Annotated in this window: 17 protein-coding genes and 1 pseudogene; 10 read left to right on the forward strand and 8 right to left on the reverse strand. The window is 70.2% G+C overall.

What is annotated here, in order from left to right:
• The coding region (locus ADL01_RS40650) for an amylo-alpha-1,6-glucosidase (RefSeq protein WP_267889973.1) at positions 1-962 on the forward strand (962 nt) is incomplete at its 5' end.
• Between the two features lie 32 nt (positions 963-994).
• Here the strand turns inward: ADL01_RS40650 and ADL01_RS40655 are convergent.
• Positions 995-3,961 (reverse strand): AfsR/SARP family transcriptional regulator, encoded by a 2,967-nt coding sequence (locus ADL01_RS40655; RefSeq protein WP_078961065.1) that lies wholly within the window; start codon positions 3,959-3,961, stop codon positions 995-997.
• Positions 3,962-4,239: 278 nt separating this feature from the next.
• On the opposite strand from ADL01_RS40655, the gene ADL01_RS40660 reads away from it, so the two are divergent.
• Both ADL01_RS40660 and ADL01_RS40665 read left to right on the forward strand, forming a co-directional pair.
• Complete coding sequence (locus ADL01_RS40660) at positions 4,240-4,995, forward strand: IclR family transcriptional regulator (RefSeq protein WP_234354976.1); 756 nt, start codon at positions 4,240-4,242, stop codon at positions 4,993-4,995.
• Between the two features lie 1,023 nt (positions 4,996-6,018).
• A complete protein-coding gene (locus ADL01_RS40665) occupies positions 6,019-6,219 on the forward strand; it encodes a hypothetical protein (RefSeq protein WP_053747136.1) in 201 nt (66 codons plus the stop codon).
• Between the two features lie 91 nt (positions 6,220-6,310).
• Here ADL01_RS40665 and ADL01_RS40670 read toward each other — a convergent pair whose 3' ends face one another.
• On the reverse strand, positions 6,311-6,943 hold the full coding sequence (locus ADL01_RS40670; protein WP_053747137.1) for a LysE family translocator: 633 nt from the start codon (positions 6,941-6,943) through the stop codon (positions 6,311-6,313).
• Entirely contained in the window at positions 6,940-7,545 is a 606-nt protein-coding gene (locus ADL01_RS40675; RefSeq protein ID WP_053747159.1) for a GNAT family N-acetyltransferase, read from the reverse strand. The genes ADL01_RS40670 and ADL01_RS40675 overlap by 4 nt, the downstream gene beginning before the upstream one ends.
• Before the next feature lie 24 nt (positions 7,546-7,569).
• On the opposite strand from ADL01_RS40675, the pseudogene ADL01_RS40680 reads away from it, so the two are divergent.
• The 3 genes and pseudogenes from ADL01_RS40680 to ADL01_RS40690 all read left to right on the forward strand — a co-directional run.
• Positions 7,570-7,770, forward strand: a pseudogene (locus ADL01_RS40680) (IS701 family transposase); the annotation flags it as partial.
• Between the two features lie 146 nt (positions 7,771-7,916).
• Positions 7,917-8,816, forward strand: coding sequence for an RNA polymerase sigma-70 factor (locus tag ADL01_RS40685; protein WP_199835159.1), 900 nt, complete (start codon positions 7,917-7,919; stop codon positions 8,814-8,816).
• Between the two features lie 117 nt (positions 8,817-8,933).
• Positions 8,934-9,680, forward strand: coding sequence for an SDR family oxidoreductase (locus tag ADL01_RS40690; RefSeq protein ID WP_053747140.1), 747 nt, complete (start codon positions 8,934-8,936; stop codon positions 9,678-9,680).
• A 217-nt stretch (positions 9,681-9,897) separates the two neighbouring features.
• Here ADL01_RS40690 and ADL01_RS47370 read toward each other — a convergent pair whose 3' ends face one another.
• Positions 9,898-10,020: a hypothetical protein gene (locus ADL01_RS47370; protein ID WP_267889974.1), complete on the reverse strand. Its 123-nt coding sequence runs from the start codon at positions 10,018-10,020 to the stop codon at positions 9,898-9,900.
• A 102-nt stretch (positions 10,021-10,122) separates the two neighbouring features.
• Between ADL01_RS47370 and ADL01_RS40695 the strand changes: the two genes are divergently transcribed.
• Both ADL01_RS40695 and ADL01_RS40705 read left to right on the forward strand, forming a co-directional pair.
• A complete protein-coding gene (locus tag ADL01_RS40695) occupies positions 10,123-10,509 on the forward strand; it encodes a barstar family protein (protein WP_053747141.1) in 387 nt (128 codons plus the stop codon).
• A gap of 667 nt (positions 10,510-11,176) precedes the next feature.
• Positions 11,177-11,932, forward strand: a complete 756-nt coding sequence (locus ADL01_RS40705; protein WP_053747142.1) for a class I SAM-dependent methyltransferase — start codon at positions 11,177-11,179, stop codon at positions 11,930-11,932.
• A gap of 202 nt (positions 11,933-12,134) precedes the next feature.
• Here the strand turns inward: ADL01_RS40705 and ADL01_RS44400 are convergent, their stop codons facing one another.
• Entirely contained in the window at positions 12,135-12,446 is a 312-nt protein-coding gene (locus ADL01_RS44400; protein ID WP_053747143.1) for a hypothetical protein, read from the reverse strand.
• 421 nt (positions 12,447-12,867) lie between these two features.
• Positions 12,868-13,761 carry a LysR family transcriptional regulator gene (locus ADL01_RS40715; RefSeq protein WP_053747144.1) on the reverse strand — a complete coding sequence of 298 codons (894 nt, stop codon included), beginning with the start codon at positions 13,759-13,761 and terminating at the stop codon, positions 12,868-12,870.
• Positions 13,762-13,900: 139 nt separating this feature from the next.
• Here ADL01_RS40715 and ADL01_RS40720 point away from each other — a divergent pair, with 139 nt between their 5' ends.
• Together ADL01_RS40720 and ADL01_RS40725 are read left to right on the forward strand one after the other, a co-directional pair.
• Positions 13,901-14,719, forward strand: a complete 819-nt coding sequence (locus ADL01_RS40720) for a 3'(2'),5'-bisphosphate nucleotidase CysQ (protein ID WP_053747145.1) — start codon at positions 13,901-13,903, stop codon at positions 14,717-14,719.
• 43 nt (positions 14,720-14,762) lie between these two features.
• On the forward strand, positions 14,763-15,359 hold the full coding sequence (locus ADL01_RS40725) for an NADPH-dependent F420 reductase (protein WP_053747146.1): 597 nt from the start codon (positions 14,763-14,765) through the stop codon (positions 15,357-15,359).
• A 150-nt stretch (positions 15,360-15,509) separates the two neighbouring features.
• Here ADL01_RS40725 and ADL01_RS40730 read toward each other — a convergent pair whose 3' ends face one another.
• Together ADL01_RS40730 and ADL01_RS40735 are read right to left on the reverse strand one after the other, a co-directional pair.
• Positions 15,510-15,722 (reverse strand): hypothetical protein, encoded by a 213-nt coding sequence (locus tag ADL01_RS40730; protein ID WP_053747147.1) that lies wholly within the window; start codon positions 15,720-15,722, stop codon positions 15,510-15,512.
• A gap of 203 nt (positions 15,723-15,925) precedes the next feature.
• Entirely contained in the window at positions 15,926-16,708 is a 783-nt protein-coding gene (locus tag ADL01_RS40735; protein WP_053747148.1) for a DUF899 domain-containing protein, read from the reverse strand.
• Between the last annotated feature and the right edge of the window lie 23 nt (positions 16,709-16,731).

Below are 16,731 nucleotides of genomic sequence, written 5' to 3' on the forward strand. Positions count from 1 at the left end.
GGAGCTGGGACCACTGCTTCAACGCCCTCGCCCTGGCGAGCGGCAGCCCCGAACTGGCCTGGGACCAGTTCCATCTGCCCTTCGACCACCAGGACGAGACCGGGGCCCTGCCCGACTCCGTCACCCACTCGGAGGTCCTCTACAACTTCGTCAAACCGCCCATCCACGGCTGGGCGTTCGGCCACCTGCGCAGGCTGCTGACCACGCCGCTCGGACAGGCCGAACTGACCGAGGCGTACGACAGGCTGACCCGCTGGACGGACTTCTGGCTCGCCGCGCGGCGCGCACCCGGTGCCGCCCTGCCCCACTACCAGCACGGCAACGACAGCGGCTGGGACAACGCCACCACCTTCGACCCCGCACGCGTGGTCGTCACCGCCGACCTGGCCGCCTTCCTCATCCTCCAGTTGCATCAACTCGCCGACCTCGCCGATGAGTTGAGACGGCCCGACGATGCTCTGCGGTGGCGGCGCACGGCTGCCGAGACCCAGGCGGCGATGCTCGACCAGCTCTGGACCGGCGATCGGTTCGTCGCCCGAGGGGTCGGCAGCGGGGACCCCTGGAGCACGTCCAGCCTGCTGGACCTGATGCCCGTCGCGCTGGGCGAGCACCTGCCGGACGACGTCAGCAACGCTCTGGCCGCCCGGATCGAGGCCCATCTGACCCCGTACGGCCTGGCCACCGAGCTGCCCACGTCGCCGCACTACCTCTCCGACGGCTACTGGCGCGGACCGATCTGGGCGCCCGCCACCGTCCTCGTCGAAGACGGGTTGCGCCGGGCAGGACACCAGCGCCTCGCGGACGACGTGAGCGCCCGCTTCCGCGCCCTGTGCGAAACCCACGGCTTCGCCGAGAACTTCGACGCCCTGACCGGCACGGGCCTGCGCGACCGCGCCTACACCTGGACCGCCGCCAGCTACCTCCTCCTCGCCGAAGCGCACACACACCGAGTGGGCCACTGACGCCCACCCACTTCCCCGTGCGCTCGTCGGCTTCAGTGGACCGGAGTCGGGCTCTTCGGACCCGGCCCGATCCAGCTGCCCGGCGTCGCCGGCGAGGGATTCAGGTCGCTCCAGGACGGCGGCGGGGGATCCGGGGCGGATGCGGGACCGAGGCGGTCCAGGAGACCGGCACGCAGCGGATCCGTGTCCGGGAGGCCGAGATCGACGGTGATCGCCAGGGCCCGGGTCCACGCCCCGGCGGCGGCCTGGGATTGGGCGGTGGTGTGCTGGATGTCGCCGAGGAGGACGAGCCCGGCGGATTCGCTGTGGCGGTCCCCCGTCCGGTGGAACAGGTCGACGGCCTGCCGGTAGCAGCCGACGGCCTCCTCGAGGTGGCCGAGCTGGTGGTGGACGTAGCCGAGGCTGTCCTGGATGTGGGCCTGGCCGTTGAGATCCGCGGTCTCCCGCGCCAGGTCCAGGGCCTCACGGCAGTGGGCGAGAGCCTGGAGCTGGTCGCCCAGCTGGGCGAGGATCCATCCGATGTGGTTGAGGGCGGCGGACTGCCCGGCCCGGTCACCGGCGGCCCGGTGGTGCGCGAGGCTGTCACGAGCGTGATCGAGCGCCCGCAGATGCCGCCCCTGCGCCTCGCACATCCGGGACAGATGCTGGTGGATACGGGCCTGCCCGGCATGGCTCCCCGCCTCGTCGAAGAGATCCAGCGCCCGCAGATAGTGGGCTCGGGCGTGGTCGGGACGGTCCAGCCTGTCCTGGGCGAGTCCGAGCCCGCGATGGGCGTCGGCCTGCCCTTCCTTGTCGCCCTGGCGCAGCGCCGCGTCCAGGGCGACGGTGTGGACGGCGGTCAGTGCCCGCCAGTATCCGTGCCGGTCGAGGTAGGTGGTGAGCGCCGAGGCGAGGCGCCAGATATGGGTGCCGAAGCCCGCGGCGGGGGCCTGTTCCACGGCGGCGAGCAGGACAGCGTGCTCGGCGGTGAACCAGGCCTGGGCCTGCGAGTGGTCCGACAGCCCTACCGGTGAGGCGCCCGGCTGGGCGGGCGGCAGCGGCGTCGGGTGGGGCCGGGGAGTCAGCAGGGCGTCGGCCGTGTGCGCGGTGTGCAGATAGTGGTCGAGCATGCGGTGCACGGCCAAACTCCGGACGTCGTCACCGTCGTACGCGGCGACCAACTCGGCGGCGTAGGCGCGCAACAGGTCGTGGAAGGCGTACCGGCCGGGCACATGTTCGGTGAGCAGATGTCCGCGGACCAGCTCGGCCAGCAGGACACGGGCGCGCGGCAACGGTACGTCGGCCAGCGCGGCGACCGCCGGCAGGGTGGCGTCTGGTCCGGGGTGCAGCCCCAACAGGCGGAAGAGCCGGGCGGCGTCGGCACTGAGCGCCTGGTAGGACCAGGAGAACACCGCCCGTACCTGACTCGTGGCCTCCCCGCCGTCCAGGGCGTCCAGGCGTCCGTCGGCCCGGCGCAGCTCCCCGGCGAGCGCCGCGAGCGGCAGACCGGGCTGGGCGGCGGCGCGGGCGGCGACGATCGCCAGCGCGAGCGGCAGCCCCGCGCACTGGCCGACGATCTCCCGTACGGCCATGTGCTCGGCCGCCACCCGGTCCGGTCCCAGCCGGCCGATCAGCAACTCCCGGGCCTCGGCGGGACCGAGCAGGCCGAGGGTCAGCAGATGGGCCCCCTCGGCGGCGGCCAGTCCGGTCAGCGCGCGCCGGCTGGTGACCAGCGCCAGACACCCGGGGGCTCCGGGCAGCAGGGGCCGGACCTGCTCGGCGTCGCGGGCGTTGTCCAGCACCACCAGCACCCGCCGCCCGGCCAGCAGGCTGCGATACAACCCGATCTGCGCCTCCAGACCCGCCGGGATACGGGACGGCGCCACCCTGAAGGCGTCCAGGAACCCCCGTACCGCCTCCGCCGGGCTCACCGCCGACCCGCCGGGGTCGAAGCCATGCAGATTCACATACAACTGGCCGTCGGGAAAGGCCTGTTGAGCCCGGCGCGCCCAGTGCACGGCCAGCGCGGTCTTGCCCACCCCGGCGGTACCCGACACCGCCGAGATCACCACCGCCGACGGCTGGTCCACCGCGGAGGCGAGGATCTCCTCGAGCCGGGCGAGTTCCTGGCCGCGCCCGGTGAATCCGCGTACGCCCATGGGTAGTTGTACGGGTACGTCACCCGGCTGCGGTACCGCCGACGGCCGGGCCGCGGGACGCGCGAGGGAGGCGGCCTCGGCGGGCGTCCGAGCCGTCTGCCGGGCGGGAGATTCGGACAGGCCTCCCCGCAGAATCGCCTGGTGCACCTCCCGCAACGCCGACCCGGGGTCGGCGCCCAGCTCCTCCGCCAGCCGTCGCCGGACGGCGGCGTAGCGGTCCAGCGCCTCCGCGCCGCGCCCGGCGGCGTGCAGCGCCCGCATCAGCGCCCCGGTCAGCGGCTCCACCAGCGGATACTCGTCGAGCAGCTCGGTCAGCGGGCCGATCACGGCAGCGGGATCACCGACGCGCGACTCGAGATGGGCCCACCCCACGGCGGCGTCCACCCGCTGCTGCCGCCACGCCTCCCGCACCCGCCCCGCCCACTGACCGCCCAGCCCGGCGAGCGGCTCCCCGCGCCACAGGCCGAGCGCCTCGCGCAGCAGCGCCGCCCGCTCTTCCTCCGTCCGCCCCGACTCCCGGGCCAGGCCGACCAGTTGCCGGAACCGATGGACGTCCACCTGCTCGGGGAGAGCCTCCAGAAGGTAGCCGCCCGAACGGCGCACCAGACGTAACGGGGCGTCCTCCGGGTCCGCGTTCTGTTCGCACAGCCGCCGGATCCGGGCGACGTGGGCGTGCACCGCACGCCGTGCCCCGTCCGGCGGATCCGCGCCCCAGACCCGCTGGATCAGCACGTCGGCGGTGACGGGCCGGCCCGCGTCCACCGCCAGGGCTGCCAGCACGGCCCGGCGTTGGGGCGGCCCGACCTCGGTCGTACAGCCCCGGACCGACAGTTCCACCACACCGAGAAGTCGCAAATCCATCACGCTCTCCGCACCCCCCGTGCAGATCTTCTCCACGTGTCGCGCACACTCTCACGCTGGGCGACAACCTATCGACAACGTTCTGAGCCACGTTCGAGCCTCAGTCTGAGGGGCAGGGAGACGTCCACGCACGGCGGCGCTCCGCACACGGGGGACGTGGCGCGGGGAGTCGGGGGACCCGGGCCGTTCGGGCCGTGGCCGCGTTGCGGGCGGTAGGTGAGGAGAGGAACGTGCAAGAAACACGGGGAGCGACAGCGACAAGGACGGCACCTTCACCGGTGGGGCGGCTGGACCGGCTGTGCGAGCCCGAGCGGGCGGCGGTGCGTTCGCCGATCGCGCGGGACGTCGGCGGGCGGAGCGTACTGGAGGGGGCCTTCGGGCTGCTGGAAGCGTTGGAGCGGGCCGGGCAGGCCGGACCGACCAGGCTCGCGGCGGAGTGCGGGCTGCCCAAGACGACCGCGTACCGGCTGCTGGAGCAACTGGTCGAACTGGGCGCCGTCGAGCGCAGTCGTACGGGGTATCGCATGGGCGCGCGGATGTTCCGGCTCGGGCAGACATGGCAGCCGTATCCCGGGCTGAGATCAGTGGCCCGGGGACCCGCCCGCCGGCTGGCACGCGCCACGGGCACGGTGGTGGGGGTCAACGTCCTGCGGGAGGGACGGACCCTGGTCCTCGACCGGACGGGCTGCGAGACCGACGAGGCGCCCGATCCACTGCTCAACAGCGCGGTCCGGCCGTGGTTCACCGCGGCGGGCAAGGTCCTGGTGGCCGGGGCGCACCCACGCCTCCCGTTGGGACCGTTGCCCTCGTCCTGGCGACAGGAGTCGGCGGCGATCCGTGACCGGGGTGTCGCTTTCGACCGGGAGGAAGTGGTGGCCGGGGTGTGCTGCGTGGCCGTGCCGTTGTACGGCCCGGGGGGCGTGCTCCTGGCGTCGCTGAGCGTGGTGACCGATCCCGCGCACAGCCTGGACCGGCTCGTGGACGTGGCCCGGCAGACGGGACGGACCATCAGCGCGCGGTTGCGCGGCAGATGAGCGGGCGTCACCGGCAAAGCCGGCGGACCTCGTCGCGTACCCGCTCCCCGCCCCGCGGCTTCGCCGCGTCCCGGCCGTCCGAGGCCCTTCCGGCCCACGGCGCCGGCCCGGCGCGCACCGCACGACGTGCCTGCGGTCGTGGCCTCATCCGCGGGCGCGGTCGAGCCCGGGCCGTCCGGGGCTCCGGTCGCGGGCAGCCGCGCACGCCGCCGACGCGGCTCCCGTCCGGGGCCGTCCGGGGGCCGTCCGGGGGCCTTCCGGCCCACGGTGCCGGCCTCCTGCTCTCTCGCCGATTCCGAGCTGTTGCTCTCAACGCCAATCGGTCACGGCTGTAGGACCGCGTTGAGAACGACATTCCGCTGATATCCAGGCTCAACGAGACGCCCTGGTAACCGGCTTGCGGTCATCCCCTCGCAGTCACACAGGATGCCTCCATGGAGAAGATGGAGCATCGCAGGGTGCTGCTGCAGCGCGACTTCCGGTTGCCGTGGTTCGGTGAGACCGCGCGCACGCTCGGCAACAGCGTGACCTCGGTGGCACTTCGCTGATCGCCGTCGTGGTGCTGGACACAAATGCCACCGCGGTGGGTCTGCTATCCGCGGCGATCTGACTGCCCTGGCTGGTGGTCGGTTTGCCAGCGGGCGCATGGCTGGACCGGGTGCGCCGGCGTCCGGTGATGCTCGCCTGCAATCTGGTGTCGGCGAGTCTGTACGCGAGCGTGCCGGTTCTTGCCTGGTTCGACGCCCTGACCTTCACCCATCTGCTGGAGGGCAACTCCAAACTTCAGGTGAGTGAAGCCGGGACGAGTGTGGCCGGCCCGGGACTGGCCGGTCTGATCGCCCATGCTTCGGCGCGGTGGCCGGGCTGCCAGTGGACGCGCTCACATTCCTCGTCTCGGCGTGATGCCTCCGTTCGGTCCATGCGCAGGAGGCACCGCCCGAGAAGGACGGACGGGACGGAAACCTGCGCAGCCAGGTCGCCGAGGGGCTGAGATTCGTACAACGAGACCGCTACCTACGACCGATGGTGATCTGCGGGGCCATCGTCAACCTGGCGCTGATGGGCTATCAGGCGGTGCAGGTCGTCTTCCTGGTCCGCACCGTCGGAATCACCCCCGGAACGGTTGGGCCGGTTCTGATAGCAGGCAGCCTCGGGGGCATCCTGGGCGCAACACTCGCCAAATCCATCGGGCGCCGGTTCGGCACCGCTAGGACTGACCGTTGACCGTTCCAAGCGTCTGGACCACGGCGCGGGGCTCCTAGCACATTTCTCTGTTGTCACTGCGCGAATCTCACCAGCCTCGGGGCGAACAGACTCAGTCGGCCACCGCCAGCCGCAGTCCGAAGGCGACGAGGACCGTGCCGGTGATGCGGTCCAGCAGTCTTCTCGCGGCGGGACGCTGGAACCAGTCGCGCAGGGCTCGGGCAAAGCCGATCAAAGCAGTCGACCAGATCAGCCCCAGCAGGATGTGAACGCAGGCAAGCAACACTCCGGTGGCCAAGTGCGGTGCCCTCGCAGGGATGAACTGCGGCAGGACAGCCGCGTAGAAGACGCCCATCTTGGGGTTGAGGAGGTTGGTCAGGGTGCCCTGACGCCAGCCCTGGAGCAAATCGTCCTCTGCGGCCGACTGCGGTGCACTGTTATCCACCTGCGTGCCGGTCCGGCGCAGGGAGTGCCAGAGGATGCGTCCGCCGAGCCACAGCAGATACGCCACACCCAGCCAGCGCAGTGTCTCGTATGCCAGCCGGGAAGCGGTGAGAAGCGCCGTCAGTCCGAGCGAGGTAAGGAAGCCCCAGAGCAGGGTCCCAGTCTGTATCCCCAGGACCACACCCCAGGCGCGGCGGCGTGAGCCCAGCGCAGCGGTGCGCAGGATGAGCGCGGAGTCGACGCCTGGGGTCAGGGTGAGCAGGCCCACGACAAGTACGAACGACCAGAGGGCAGTTGTCATGACAGATGCTTTCGCTGCTCAGAGCAATCATCGCCTTGGACGCGTGCGTGGAGGTGCATGTCATGCCAGCCGTCCGTGTGCAGAGCCGAGCCGCGTCGGGTGCCCTCCACGGTGAAACCTGCCTTGGCGGCCACCCGGCAGGATGCCTCATTGCCGACGGAGTGCTCCAGGTCAAGGCGGTGGAAGCCTGCCGTTTCCAGTGCCCAGTCGGCCATGGTGGCGAGGGCCCGTGGGGCGACACCAGTGCCCCGCGCGTCAGGCAAGATCCAGTATCCGCAGTCGGCGAGGCCCTCGTGGAGGTTCAGTTCGCGCAGGGCCATCCGGCCGAGGATCTCGCCGTCGTCGGTCCGGGAGACGGCCCACTGGGCGGTGCGCTCCTGCTGCCAGCCCTGGTTGACGTCCTCGATCCACTCGCGAGCCTCCTCCAGCGAGCTCATCTGGCGTGCGTGCCAGTGGCGGATCACCGGGTCCTGAAAAGCGGTGTAGAGCACGGCAGCGTCCCCCACGTCCCACCGACGCAGCGCGAGCTCGCCGTCTCCGGAGGTCAGCGAGGGCTGAGCCGAGGAGGACAACGCCCCGGCGCGAATGGTGGGTAAGGTCATGATCGGCACAGTGGAATCATCCCCGTGGCGGGGGACGAGGTCTACGGCGGCAACCCGAAACTGCGGTCCGCGCTGGAAGAGCGCGGGGTCGCCTACGTGCTCGCCGTCGCCCGCTCCCACGAAGTCACCACCGCGGCCGGGAAGTTCCGAGCGGATGCCCTGGCCGCCAAGGTGCCCAAGCGGGCCTGGCAGAAGCTATCGCAGGCCGGCGCCAAGGGGCACCGCTTCTAGGGAGTATTCCTGGTTCTGATCATGTGGCTGGGCGGAGGCTGCGGAGCCAGATGACCGCATGGTGCCACACGTGGGCCGATGTCCCATCCGGGGCAACTGCCGGATGCCGGATGCTCCCGCGCCTCTGGCAGGCTGGGCGCGTGACGTCAGGGACAGCCGAGGAGTTCACTGCCCACCGCCCCAGGATGTTCGGCCTGGCCTACCGGTTGCTCGGTTCCGCCGAGGAGGCGGAGGATGCGGTGCAGGACGCGTATCTACGCTGGAGCAGCGCCGACCGTGTGGTGATCGATCACCCGGGGGCCTGGCTCGCCAGGGTTGTCACCAACCTCTGCCTTAACCGGATCACCTCGGCCCGTGTGCAGCGCGAGCAGTACGTGGGGCCGTGGTTGCCGGAACCAGTGTTCACGCAGGACGGGTCGCTCGGCCCGATGGAGTTGGCCGAGCAGCGCGATGCCGTGTCGACGGCGCTGCTGGTGCTGTTGGAGCGGCTCACGCCGACGGAGCGTGCGGTCTATGTGCTGCGCAAGGCATTCGGCTACGGTCACCGGGACATCGCCGGGGTGCTTGACCTCAGCGAGGCCAACTGCCGCCAGTTGTACCGCAGGGCCATCCAGCGGGTGGCGACGCCCGAGGCCCGCTTCACACCGGCAGCCGAGCAGCAGCGCGAACTCGTCGAGTCCTTCGTTACAGCGGCACGTGAGGGCGATCTGGCAGGCCTGGAGAAGCTGCTCGCTAAGGACGTCACCTGGTGGAGCGACGGCGGCGGCAAGGTCACCGCGGCCCGGCGGCCCCTCGTTGGCCGGGAGACGGTCATGCGCTTCCTGATGGGCGGCGCGCAGCGGTTCGAAGGCCGCTTGGACCTCGCGGTCGCCGAGGTCAACGGGGCGCCAGCGGTGGTGGCGCACGCGGCGGACCAGCTCATCGCCGTCGCCTCCTTCGAACTGCGCGAGAGCGCCATCGCCCAGGTGCGGGTCGTCGTCAACCCGGACAAACTCATCTTCGCGGGCCGCCAGTTCGCCGCCATGGCTCCCGGGGCGTGAGCCGCGTGCGAGTGCAGACACGAAGAGGCTGTCACATCTTCGGATGCTCGTCGGTTCCCAGCGGGTGACGGGCGCTCCACCGGGGAGTGCCCGCCCACCGAAGGGACGACAACTGCGATGACCACGATCCTGGTGACGGGCGGCACCGGAACGCTCGGCCGGCGCCTCACCGAGCGGCTGCGTGCGGACGGGCACGAGGTGAGAGGGCTGAGCCGGCACTCCCGGCCTTACGCCGTGGATCTGCGCGAGGGCACCGGGCTGGCCGCTGCCGTCGCGGGCGTAGACACGGTCGTGCACTGTGCGACCAACCCGCGCGGCGGCGACGAGCAGGCGGCACGCCATCTGATCGAGGCGGCCCGCCGCGCCGGGGTACGGCATCTGGCGTACATCTCGATCGTCGGCGTCGACCGGGTGCCGCTTGGCTACTACCGGACCAAGCTTGCCGTCGAAAACCTGATCGAGGAGTCGGGGCTCGGCTGGACCGTGCTGCGCACGACGCAGTTCCACGACCTGGTGCTGCAGTTCCTCCAGGGCTCGGCGAATCTCCCGGTCATTCTGCTCCCCGCGCAGGTCGCTGACCAGCCGATCGAGGTGGAGGAGGTCGCCGCCTACCTGGCCGAGCTCGCAACCGGGGCGCCCGCGGGGCGGGTGCCGGACATGGGCGGCCCCGTGGTCCGGACGTTTCCGGAGTTGGCCCGGGCCTATCTGCGCGCAAGCGGACGACGCCGTCCCGTGCTGAACGTGCGCCTGCCCGGCAAGGCCTACCGCGAGTTCCGGGCGGGCGGGCATCTGACGCCGGAGCGGGCCGTGGGTAAGGTCACGTTCGAGCAGTTCCTGGCGGGACGTTTTCCTGCGCGAGGCTGACGCCGGGATGGGGGCGCGTGCCGGGCGGCGTGAGGGCATGCCCCCACGAGCTGGGGTGAGCCCCCACACGTGAGATCCGGCTTCGGACCTGCGGGCCGGTCCGTTAGAACGCCAACGTGGCGCATGCGGAACTTACTCATGAAGAATGGGAGTTGATCGGGCCATTCCTGTCGATAGGCAGGTTCGGCCCATACCCGCAAGTTGGGGTCGAGGTGATTCAGCGGGTGGCCTCCTGCGCGGGGCTGGAGTGGGCGATGCCGTTGGCGGGCGTCTTGAGCACGCGCGGCAGGTGGACGTGAAGGTGCTCGACTTCGACCTGACGGCCGCGGTCGCGGAGCACGCGGGCAGGATTTCGGTGAGGCCGCCGGCACTTTTCCGGACTAAGCGGAGGCGGCCAGAATCGAGGGGACGCAGCCGCGGAGCCGCACGTATCCTCCGAGCCGTGACACCGACATACGTGCTGGACGGCAGGCAGATCAGAACGCTGGAGGACTTCTGGCGAGTCATCGGCGAAGCGATCAACGGTCCGGGGGGCTACTTCGGTCGAAACCTCGACGCCTTCGCTGACTGCCTCAGCGGTGGCCTCGGAGCGCCCGACGACGATGACTACGTGGTTGAGTGGCGCGACCATCAGGTGTCTCGCCGGCATCTCGGCTATCCGGAGACAGCTCGCCAGCTCGAGATCCGGTTGTCACGCTGTCACCCCACGAACCGCCCCTCTGTCGGCGCCGACCTTGCCGCAGCAAGAGATGGACGCGGATCCACGGTTTTCGATTGGCTGGTCGAGATCTTCGACGATCGCGCCCCTGGCGTCCTGCGACTCCAGTGACCGGTCACGAGGACGCCGTCTTCAGCACGCGGGGGAGATGGGCGTGCATGTGCTCGATCGTGGTCTCCCGGCCCAGGTCACCGATGCGTTGGCCGATGATTTGGACCAAACCGCAGGCCCTATGGCGGCCGCCGGTTCTCTCGCCCATTGCGAGCTGTTGCTCCAGAGGACCGCATAGCCGCGGTTCAAGCGGCTGATCAACGCGCAGGGGCAGCACTAGGCCCTGGCTCCGAGGGGGGGAGCAGGGCCGTCGGTCAGGGCGGGCTCTCGTGTGAGGTGAACACTTCCAGCAGTTCCCGGACGGGCACGTCTGCCTCTGCTGGATGACGGAGGGTGCCGTCCAGGCAGAGGATGTAGCCGTGCGCCGTCCTTCGCGCTCGCGGCGCATGTAGCCGGCCTGTTCGAGGTCGGTGACGATGCTCAGCGCCCTGCGTTCGGTGATGCGGCAGACCGCGGCGATGTCGCGGAGCCGGGTGGCAGGGTCGCGTGCGATGGCGACCAGTACGCGGGCGTGGTTGGTGAGGAATTGCCACTGCCCAGCCTGCTCGCTCACGGCTCCGTCCCTTCAGCTCTGCAAACACCGTCAGAGCCATCCTTGCGAAAACCATTGGCGCCCGGCTTGCTCCGCTGATGGACTGACGTCTGCCGCGTGACGGAGGTAGTGGTTGTGACAGGCTATGACGTGCTTGCCGAGGTGTACGAATGGCTCATCTCGGATGCAAAGTTGCCTCCAGCCGAGTTCGCTGCGTCGTTCGACGACGTCCTCAATCTCCTGCCGTCGAACGCTCACGTCCTCGACTGTTCGTGCGGAACCGGACAGTTGGCAGTTGGCCTCGCCGGTCGTGGCATGCAGGTTGCCGCAACTGACGCCAGCGAGGCGATGGTTCGCCGGACTGGAGAGTTGTCTGAGGAGTTCGGGGCGTCCGTCCGGGCCGTACGGGCGAACTGGGACGAGTTGCCCGACCATTTCCAGGACAACACGTTCGACATGGTGTTCTGCGTTGGCAACTCGCTTCACCATGCCGCGGGCGCGACAGGCAGGGGTGCTGCTCTGGAGTCGATGTCACGGCTTCTGCGCCCCGGCGGGCGCTTGGTACTCACATCCCGCACTTGGGAACTCGTGAGGGCCAGAGGTTCCCGGCTGGAGATCAGTGACCGACTCGTCCGCCGGAACGGTCGCGATGCCGTCGTGGTCTACCGCTGGGAGATTGCGCCGCATTGGGAGGAGGAGCACCACATCGAAATTGCGATCGCGCAAGTTGATGGGACCGGGTTGGTTCTTGTCCGCTCGGAACTGCTGTCCTGCTGGCCCTACCGGTACGAGGAACTCGAAGTCGAGCTGCACCGGGTCGGACTCCAAACGGAACTGAGCACGTTCGATCTTGAGGCCGAGAACTACATGGTGGTCGCGAGCAAGGTATAAACACCGGACTCTCAGTCCCTGGCCGGACCACGCGGTTGCTCGGTGGATCACCGCGTCCGTCGTACTCGCCGACGACCCTGGTGCTGTTGTCGGTTCGCCGGTCCAGCTCGGTGCGGAGTTCGTGGATGACCTGGGCATAGACGGCGACGCGCTCGCGAACCCGGTCGTTGTCCTCCCGCAGCCTGGGCGGCGGCTTCGGCATCTACTGCGCGGGCGGGCAGATGCTGGAACGCGGGCGGAATGCCGTTCGCCTCGGACTTCCGGCGGCGTACTTCCTTCGCGTGCCAGCGCTCGCGTTGCGCATCCGCGCCGAGGCGAAGAACCCGTTGACCTCCGGCACCGACCAACCATCGGCCCGCAGCAGCACCGGCTGTCCCATCTGCGTACCGTGCGCGTGCGCCCACTCCGCCAGCGTCGGCAGGCCCGCCAGCACCGGATCGGCCGCGTACCACGGCACCTCCCGCCGCGGGTCGCACCAATGCACCTGCCACCGCACCAACGGACCGGCTTCCACCTCAAGTTCATCGATTATCAACGAGTGAACACACAGGAACCCACAGTCACTGAAATCCCAGCAACAGTTGCTTGTGGCTAGAGGTCAGTTCTCTCGCCTATCCCGAGTTGTTGCTTCCGGCGTTAATCGATCACGGTTCAGCGGCCGTCCCCGCGTAGCCCGGCGGTGCCGAACTCGCCCTGGTTATGGCTTGAGGGCGGTAGGTCCTGTGCCAGTGAACGCCCGACTCCTGGAAAGTAGTTGAGGTACAGGAAATCCCGGTGAGATTGATCTGCACACCGGCGAGCCGCGATTGTGAGCCGCCTCCACGGCCAGCACCCGCACGGACAAGCCGCTGCTGACGTTCAAGCAGATCGCCGTGGTGGTCGCGTGGACCGTGGACGCATGAGTGACGCAGCCACGGCGCCGACTACGACGCTCCTCACAGGGCCAGCGCGGTTCGCGCCAGTCCGCGGAGCCAGGCGTGGGCGTGATCGGTGTCGTAGCGCTGATGCCATGACAGGTATATCGGTGCCGACGGCAGTTCGAGCGGGAGGGGGAGCACGACCAGGCCGAGGTCGGCGACCGCTGACCGCGTGGTGGCTTCGGGGACGCTGATCAGGATGTCGGAGCCGCGCGCGAACTCCAGAGCGGCCCCTTCCGTGGGCGCGGTCGCCACCACACGGCGGGTGAGGCCGAGCCGGGCGAGGGCGTCGTCGATGGCGTTGGTGAGGTTTCCACGTCGCGAGACGGTGACGTGTTCAGCGTCGGCGTACTGCTGTGCGGTGAGGGTCCTGACGCGGGTGAGGGGGTGCCCCTGCCTCGCGACGACGACGAGGCGGGTCTCGCCCACGTTCTCGGCACGGATGTCCGGTGCGCTCGGGCGGTTGGAGTTCGCCTCCAGGTCGACCTCGCCGCGCCGCAACTCGGGGGTGTCGATGCTCGATTCCGCGACGAAGCGCAGTCGCACGCCTGGCGCCTGTCCGCGCACGGCCGCGAGCAGTGCGGGGCCACTCAAGGCGACGAGGGAATCGTGCCAGCGGAGTGTGAACGTGCGCTCGAGCGTTGCCAGATCGAGTTCACGGCTCGGTGCCAGCACCCCCTGGACCTGGTGCAGCAGCTCGTGCACCTGTTCCCGGACGGCGATCGCATACGGCGTCGGGGTCATCGTGCGGCCGGTGCGCACGAGGATCTGATCCCCGGTCGTGCGCCGGATCCGGCCCAGACTCCGGCTCATCGCGGGGGCGGTGACGTGCAGGCGCGCCGCCGCCCCGGCCACACTGCCCTCCTCCAGCAGCGCGTCGAGCGCGGCGAGCAGGTTCAAATCCAATTGCATGTGAGTAATTCTAACCGTGCCTGACATGCATTTGAAGTTAATCGCCGGGCTGCCTACCGTTGAGGCGAAAGCGCAAGAAGTAACGCGCAGTTCGGCCCTCGACCGGCCTCAGCACCCCTCCTCAGACGGGAATACCGCCATGTCCGAAACGCTTCAGACCACCGACGTCGCCGCCTCCGACGCCGACCTGCTCGCCCAGACCGCGATCGCCGTGCGTGAGGCGGGTTCGGCGCTGCGCGAGCGCTTCGGCGAGGTGGTCCGCTACCAGAGCCGCGAAGAGCTGATGCGCGCGCTGGCCGTCAACGACGACGCGGCTCTCGACATCCTGCGTCCCCGTCTCACGAGCCTGCGTCCGCAGGCCGGCTGGGTGGAGGACGAACTGGACGGCGGGGCGCTGCCGGCCGGCGAGTGGTGGGTCGTGGATCCGGCCGAGGGCAACGTCAACCACCTGCACGCCCTGCCGGAGTGGGCGGTGACCGCCACCCTCGTGCGGGAGAATCAGCCGGTGCTCACCGCAGTGCACCTGCCGTTGACCGGCGAGACCTACACCGCGCTCACCGGCGCGGGCGCCCACCTCGACGGCCGGCCGCTGCACGTCTCCCAGACCGCCGACCTCGGCCTGAGCATCGTGGCCACCAGCCAGGCCCGGCCGGACGAGGACGAAAAGGTCGTGCGGCGGGTCGGCTCCTCGATCACCGCGATGCTCTTCGACGCGCTCGTCGTCCGCGTCGCCGTGCCCGCGACCCTGCACCTGCTGAACGTAGCCGCCGGCCGGATCGACGCCTTCTGGCAGTTCGCCGGCGCCCGCGCGGACCTGCTTCCCGGAGCGCTGCTCGTCACCGAGGCCGGCGGACGGATCTCCGACGCCGAAGGCCGCCCCTGGACCCCCCAGAGCCAGAGCTTTGTGGCCGCCGCGCCGGGCGTCCACGCCGAGGCCGTGTCCACGCTCTCGCGCTGACCGCGCACTACAACCCGCACGCCCACGGAAGGACCAGATCATCATGACCAAGATCGCAGTTCTCGGAAACGGCCGCGTCGGCGGCAACCTGGCCGCAGCCCTCGCCCGGGCAGGACACGAAGTGACAGTGGCGGACCGCACGCCGGGCACCGCCGCCGACGCCGCCCGGACTGCCCGGATCGTCATCAACGCCACCCCGGGCGCCGGCTCGCTGGACCGGCTCGCCGCTCTGCGCGAAGAACTCCGGGACAAGATCCTCGTCGACGTCTCCAACGCCACCACCGACGGACCGGACGGACTGCCCGCCGATCTGATCTACCCCGGCTCGAGCCTGGCCGAACAGCTCCAGAAGGCGCTCCCCGAAACGCGCGTCGTCAAGACACTCAACACCATGCTCTTCCCGGTGATGACCTCGCCGGACACGCTCGCCCAGACACCGACTGTGTTCCTCTCCGGCGAGGACGCGCAGGCCAAGCAGAGCGTCCGCGAACTGCTCACCGACCTCGGCTGGCAAAAGGAATGGATCACCGACCTCGGCGGGATCCGGACCGCCCGCGCCACAGAGGCCGCGATCCTGTTCGTACCTCACGTCATCCGTTCCACCGGATTCACACCCTTCGCGATCTCAATCGCCCGCTGACTGTCGAGCTGCGCCGGCTGGAGGTAGCCGGAGCCGGCGCGTGGCATGGATGGGTTCCCGGTGGGACACGATCGTGGGATGTACTGTCCGACTTGGTGGCGGAGTCGACGTTGACCTAGGGGCGTCAGGCACAGACTCTCGCCTCGTCAGTCATCCGCCAGAACTGAACCCGGTGACGTCCTCTTCGCCGGCGTCGTGCCAAGCCCGGCCCGCCGCATCAAGGAACCCCAGCCAGACCGCTACCGCAAAGGCGTACTTCCTCCGCGTGCCCGCGCTCGCGTTACGCATCCGCGCTGAGGCGAAGAACCCGTTGACCTCCGGCACCGACCAACCATCGGCCCGCAGCAGCACCGGCTGTCCCATCTGCGTGCCGTGCGCGTGCGCCCACTCCGCCGGCGTCGGCCCCTCACCGTCACTGAAATCCCAGCAACAGTTGGTTGTGGCTAGAGACCCGGCGCGCACCGTACGACGTGCCTGCGGTCGTGGCCTCATCCGCAGGCGCGGCCGCGCCCGGGCCGTCCGCGGCTCCGGCCGCGGGCAGCCGCGCACGCCGCCGACGCGGGCCGTCAGTGGTGGTGACCCTGCCGGCCGAGGGTCCGCACAGGGGTCGCGCCGGGGCGCGTCCACTGGGGTACGGGGCGGCTGGTCGGGCCCCAGGCGGCGTTCCCGGCCGCGTCCGAGCGCCAGGTCCAGCACGCGCTGTGCCCCTCGGGCCAACCCTCCGGCTTGTCCTCCCACGCCTCGCCGCGGCCGTAGGGCGTCATGTCGAGCAGCGCGAGGGACCCGTTGACCGGCTCGTTGCCACGGCCCGTCGTGGAGTAGGTGAGGAACACGCGGTCGCCGTCGCGCAGGAAGGAGGTGAGGTGACCCATCTCGCCGCCGACCGGCGCGTCCGCGTCGCGCACCGAGTACCAGGGCTGGGTGTAGCCCATGAACTCGACGTAGGAGGCCACCTCTTCCCAGCGGCCCGTGGTGAGGACGGCGAACGAGACGCCCCGGGCGTTGAGGTAGACGGCGTCCCTCAGATGCCAGGCCGTGGTGGTGCAGCCCTCGCACTGCCCCTGGTGCGGCGCGCCGTCGTACCACATGTGCTTGTAGACGACGAGCTCGTCGCGTCCCTGGAACAGGTCCAGGAACGGGACGGGTCCGTCGGGTCCGACGACCTCGGCCGTCCCGTCGAACTCCACCATCGGCAGTCGGCGGCGGGCCGCGGCGAGGGCGTCGCCCGCGCGGGTGTGGGCCTTCTCGCGGAGCAGCAGCTCGTCCCGGGCGGCCTGCCAGGCGGCCAGATCGACGACGGGCGGGCGGCCGGGCAGCGCGGCGGTCGGGTCACTCGGTGTGGTCGTCATGGTGTCCTCCGTGGAGTCTTGTG

Origin of the sequence: Streptomyces sp. NRRL WC-3618 (assembly GCF_001280005.1) — a bacterium.
GTDB lineage: Bacteria > Actinomycetota > Actinomycetes > Streptomycetales > Streptomycetaceae > Streptomyces.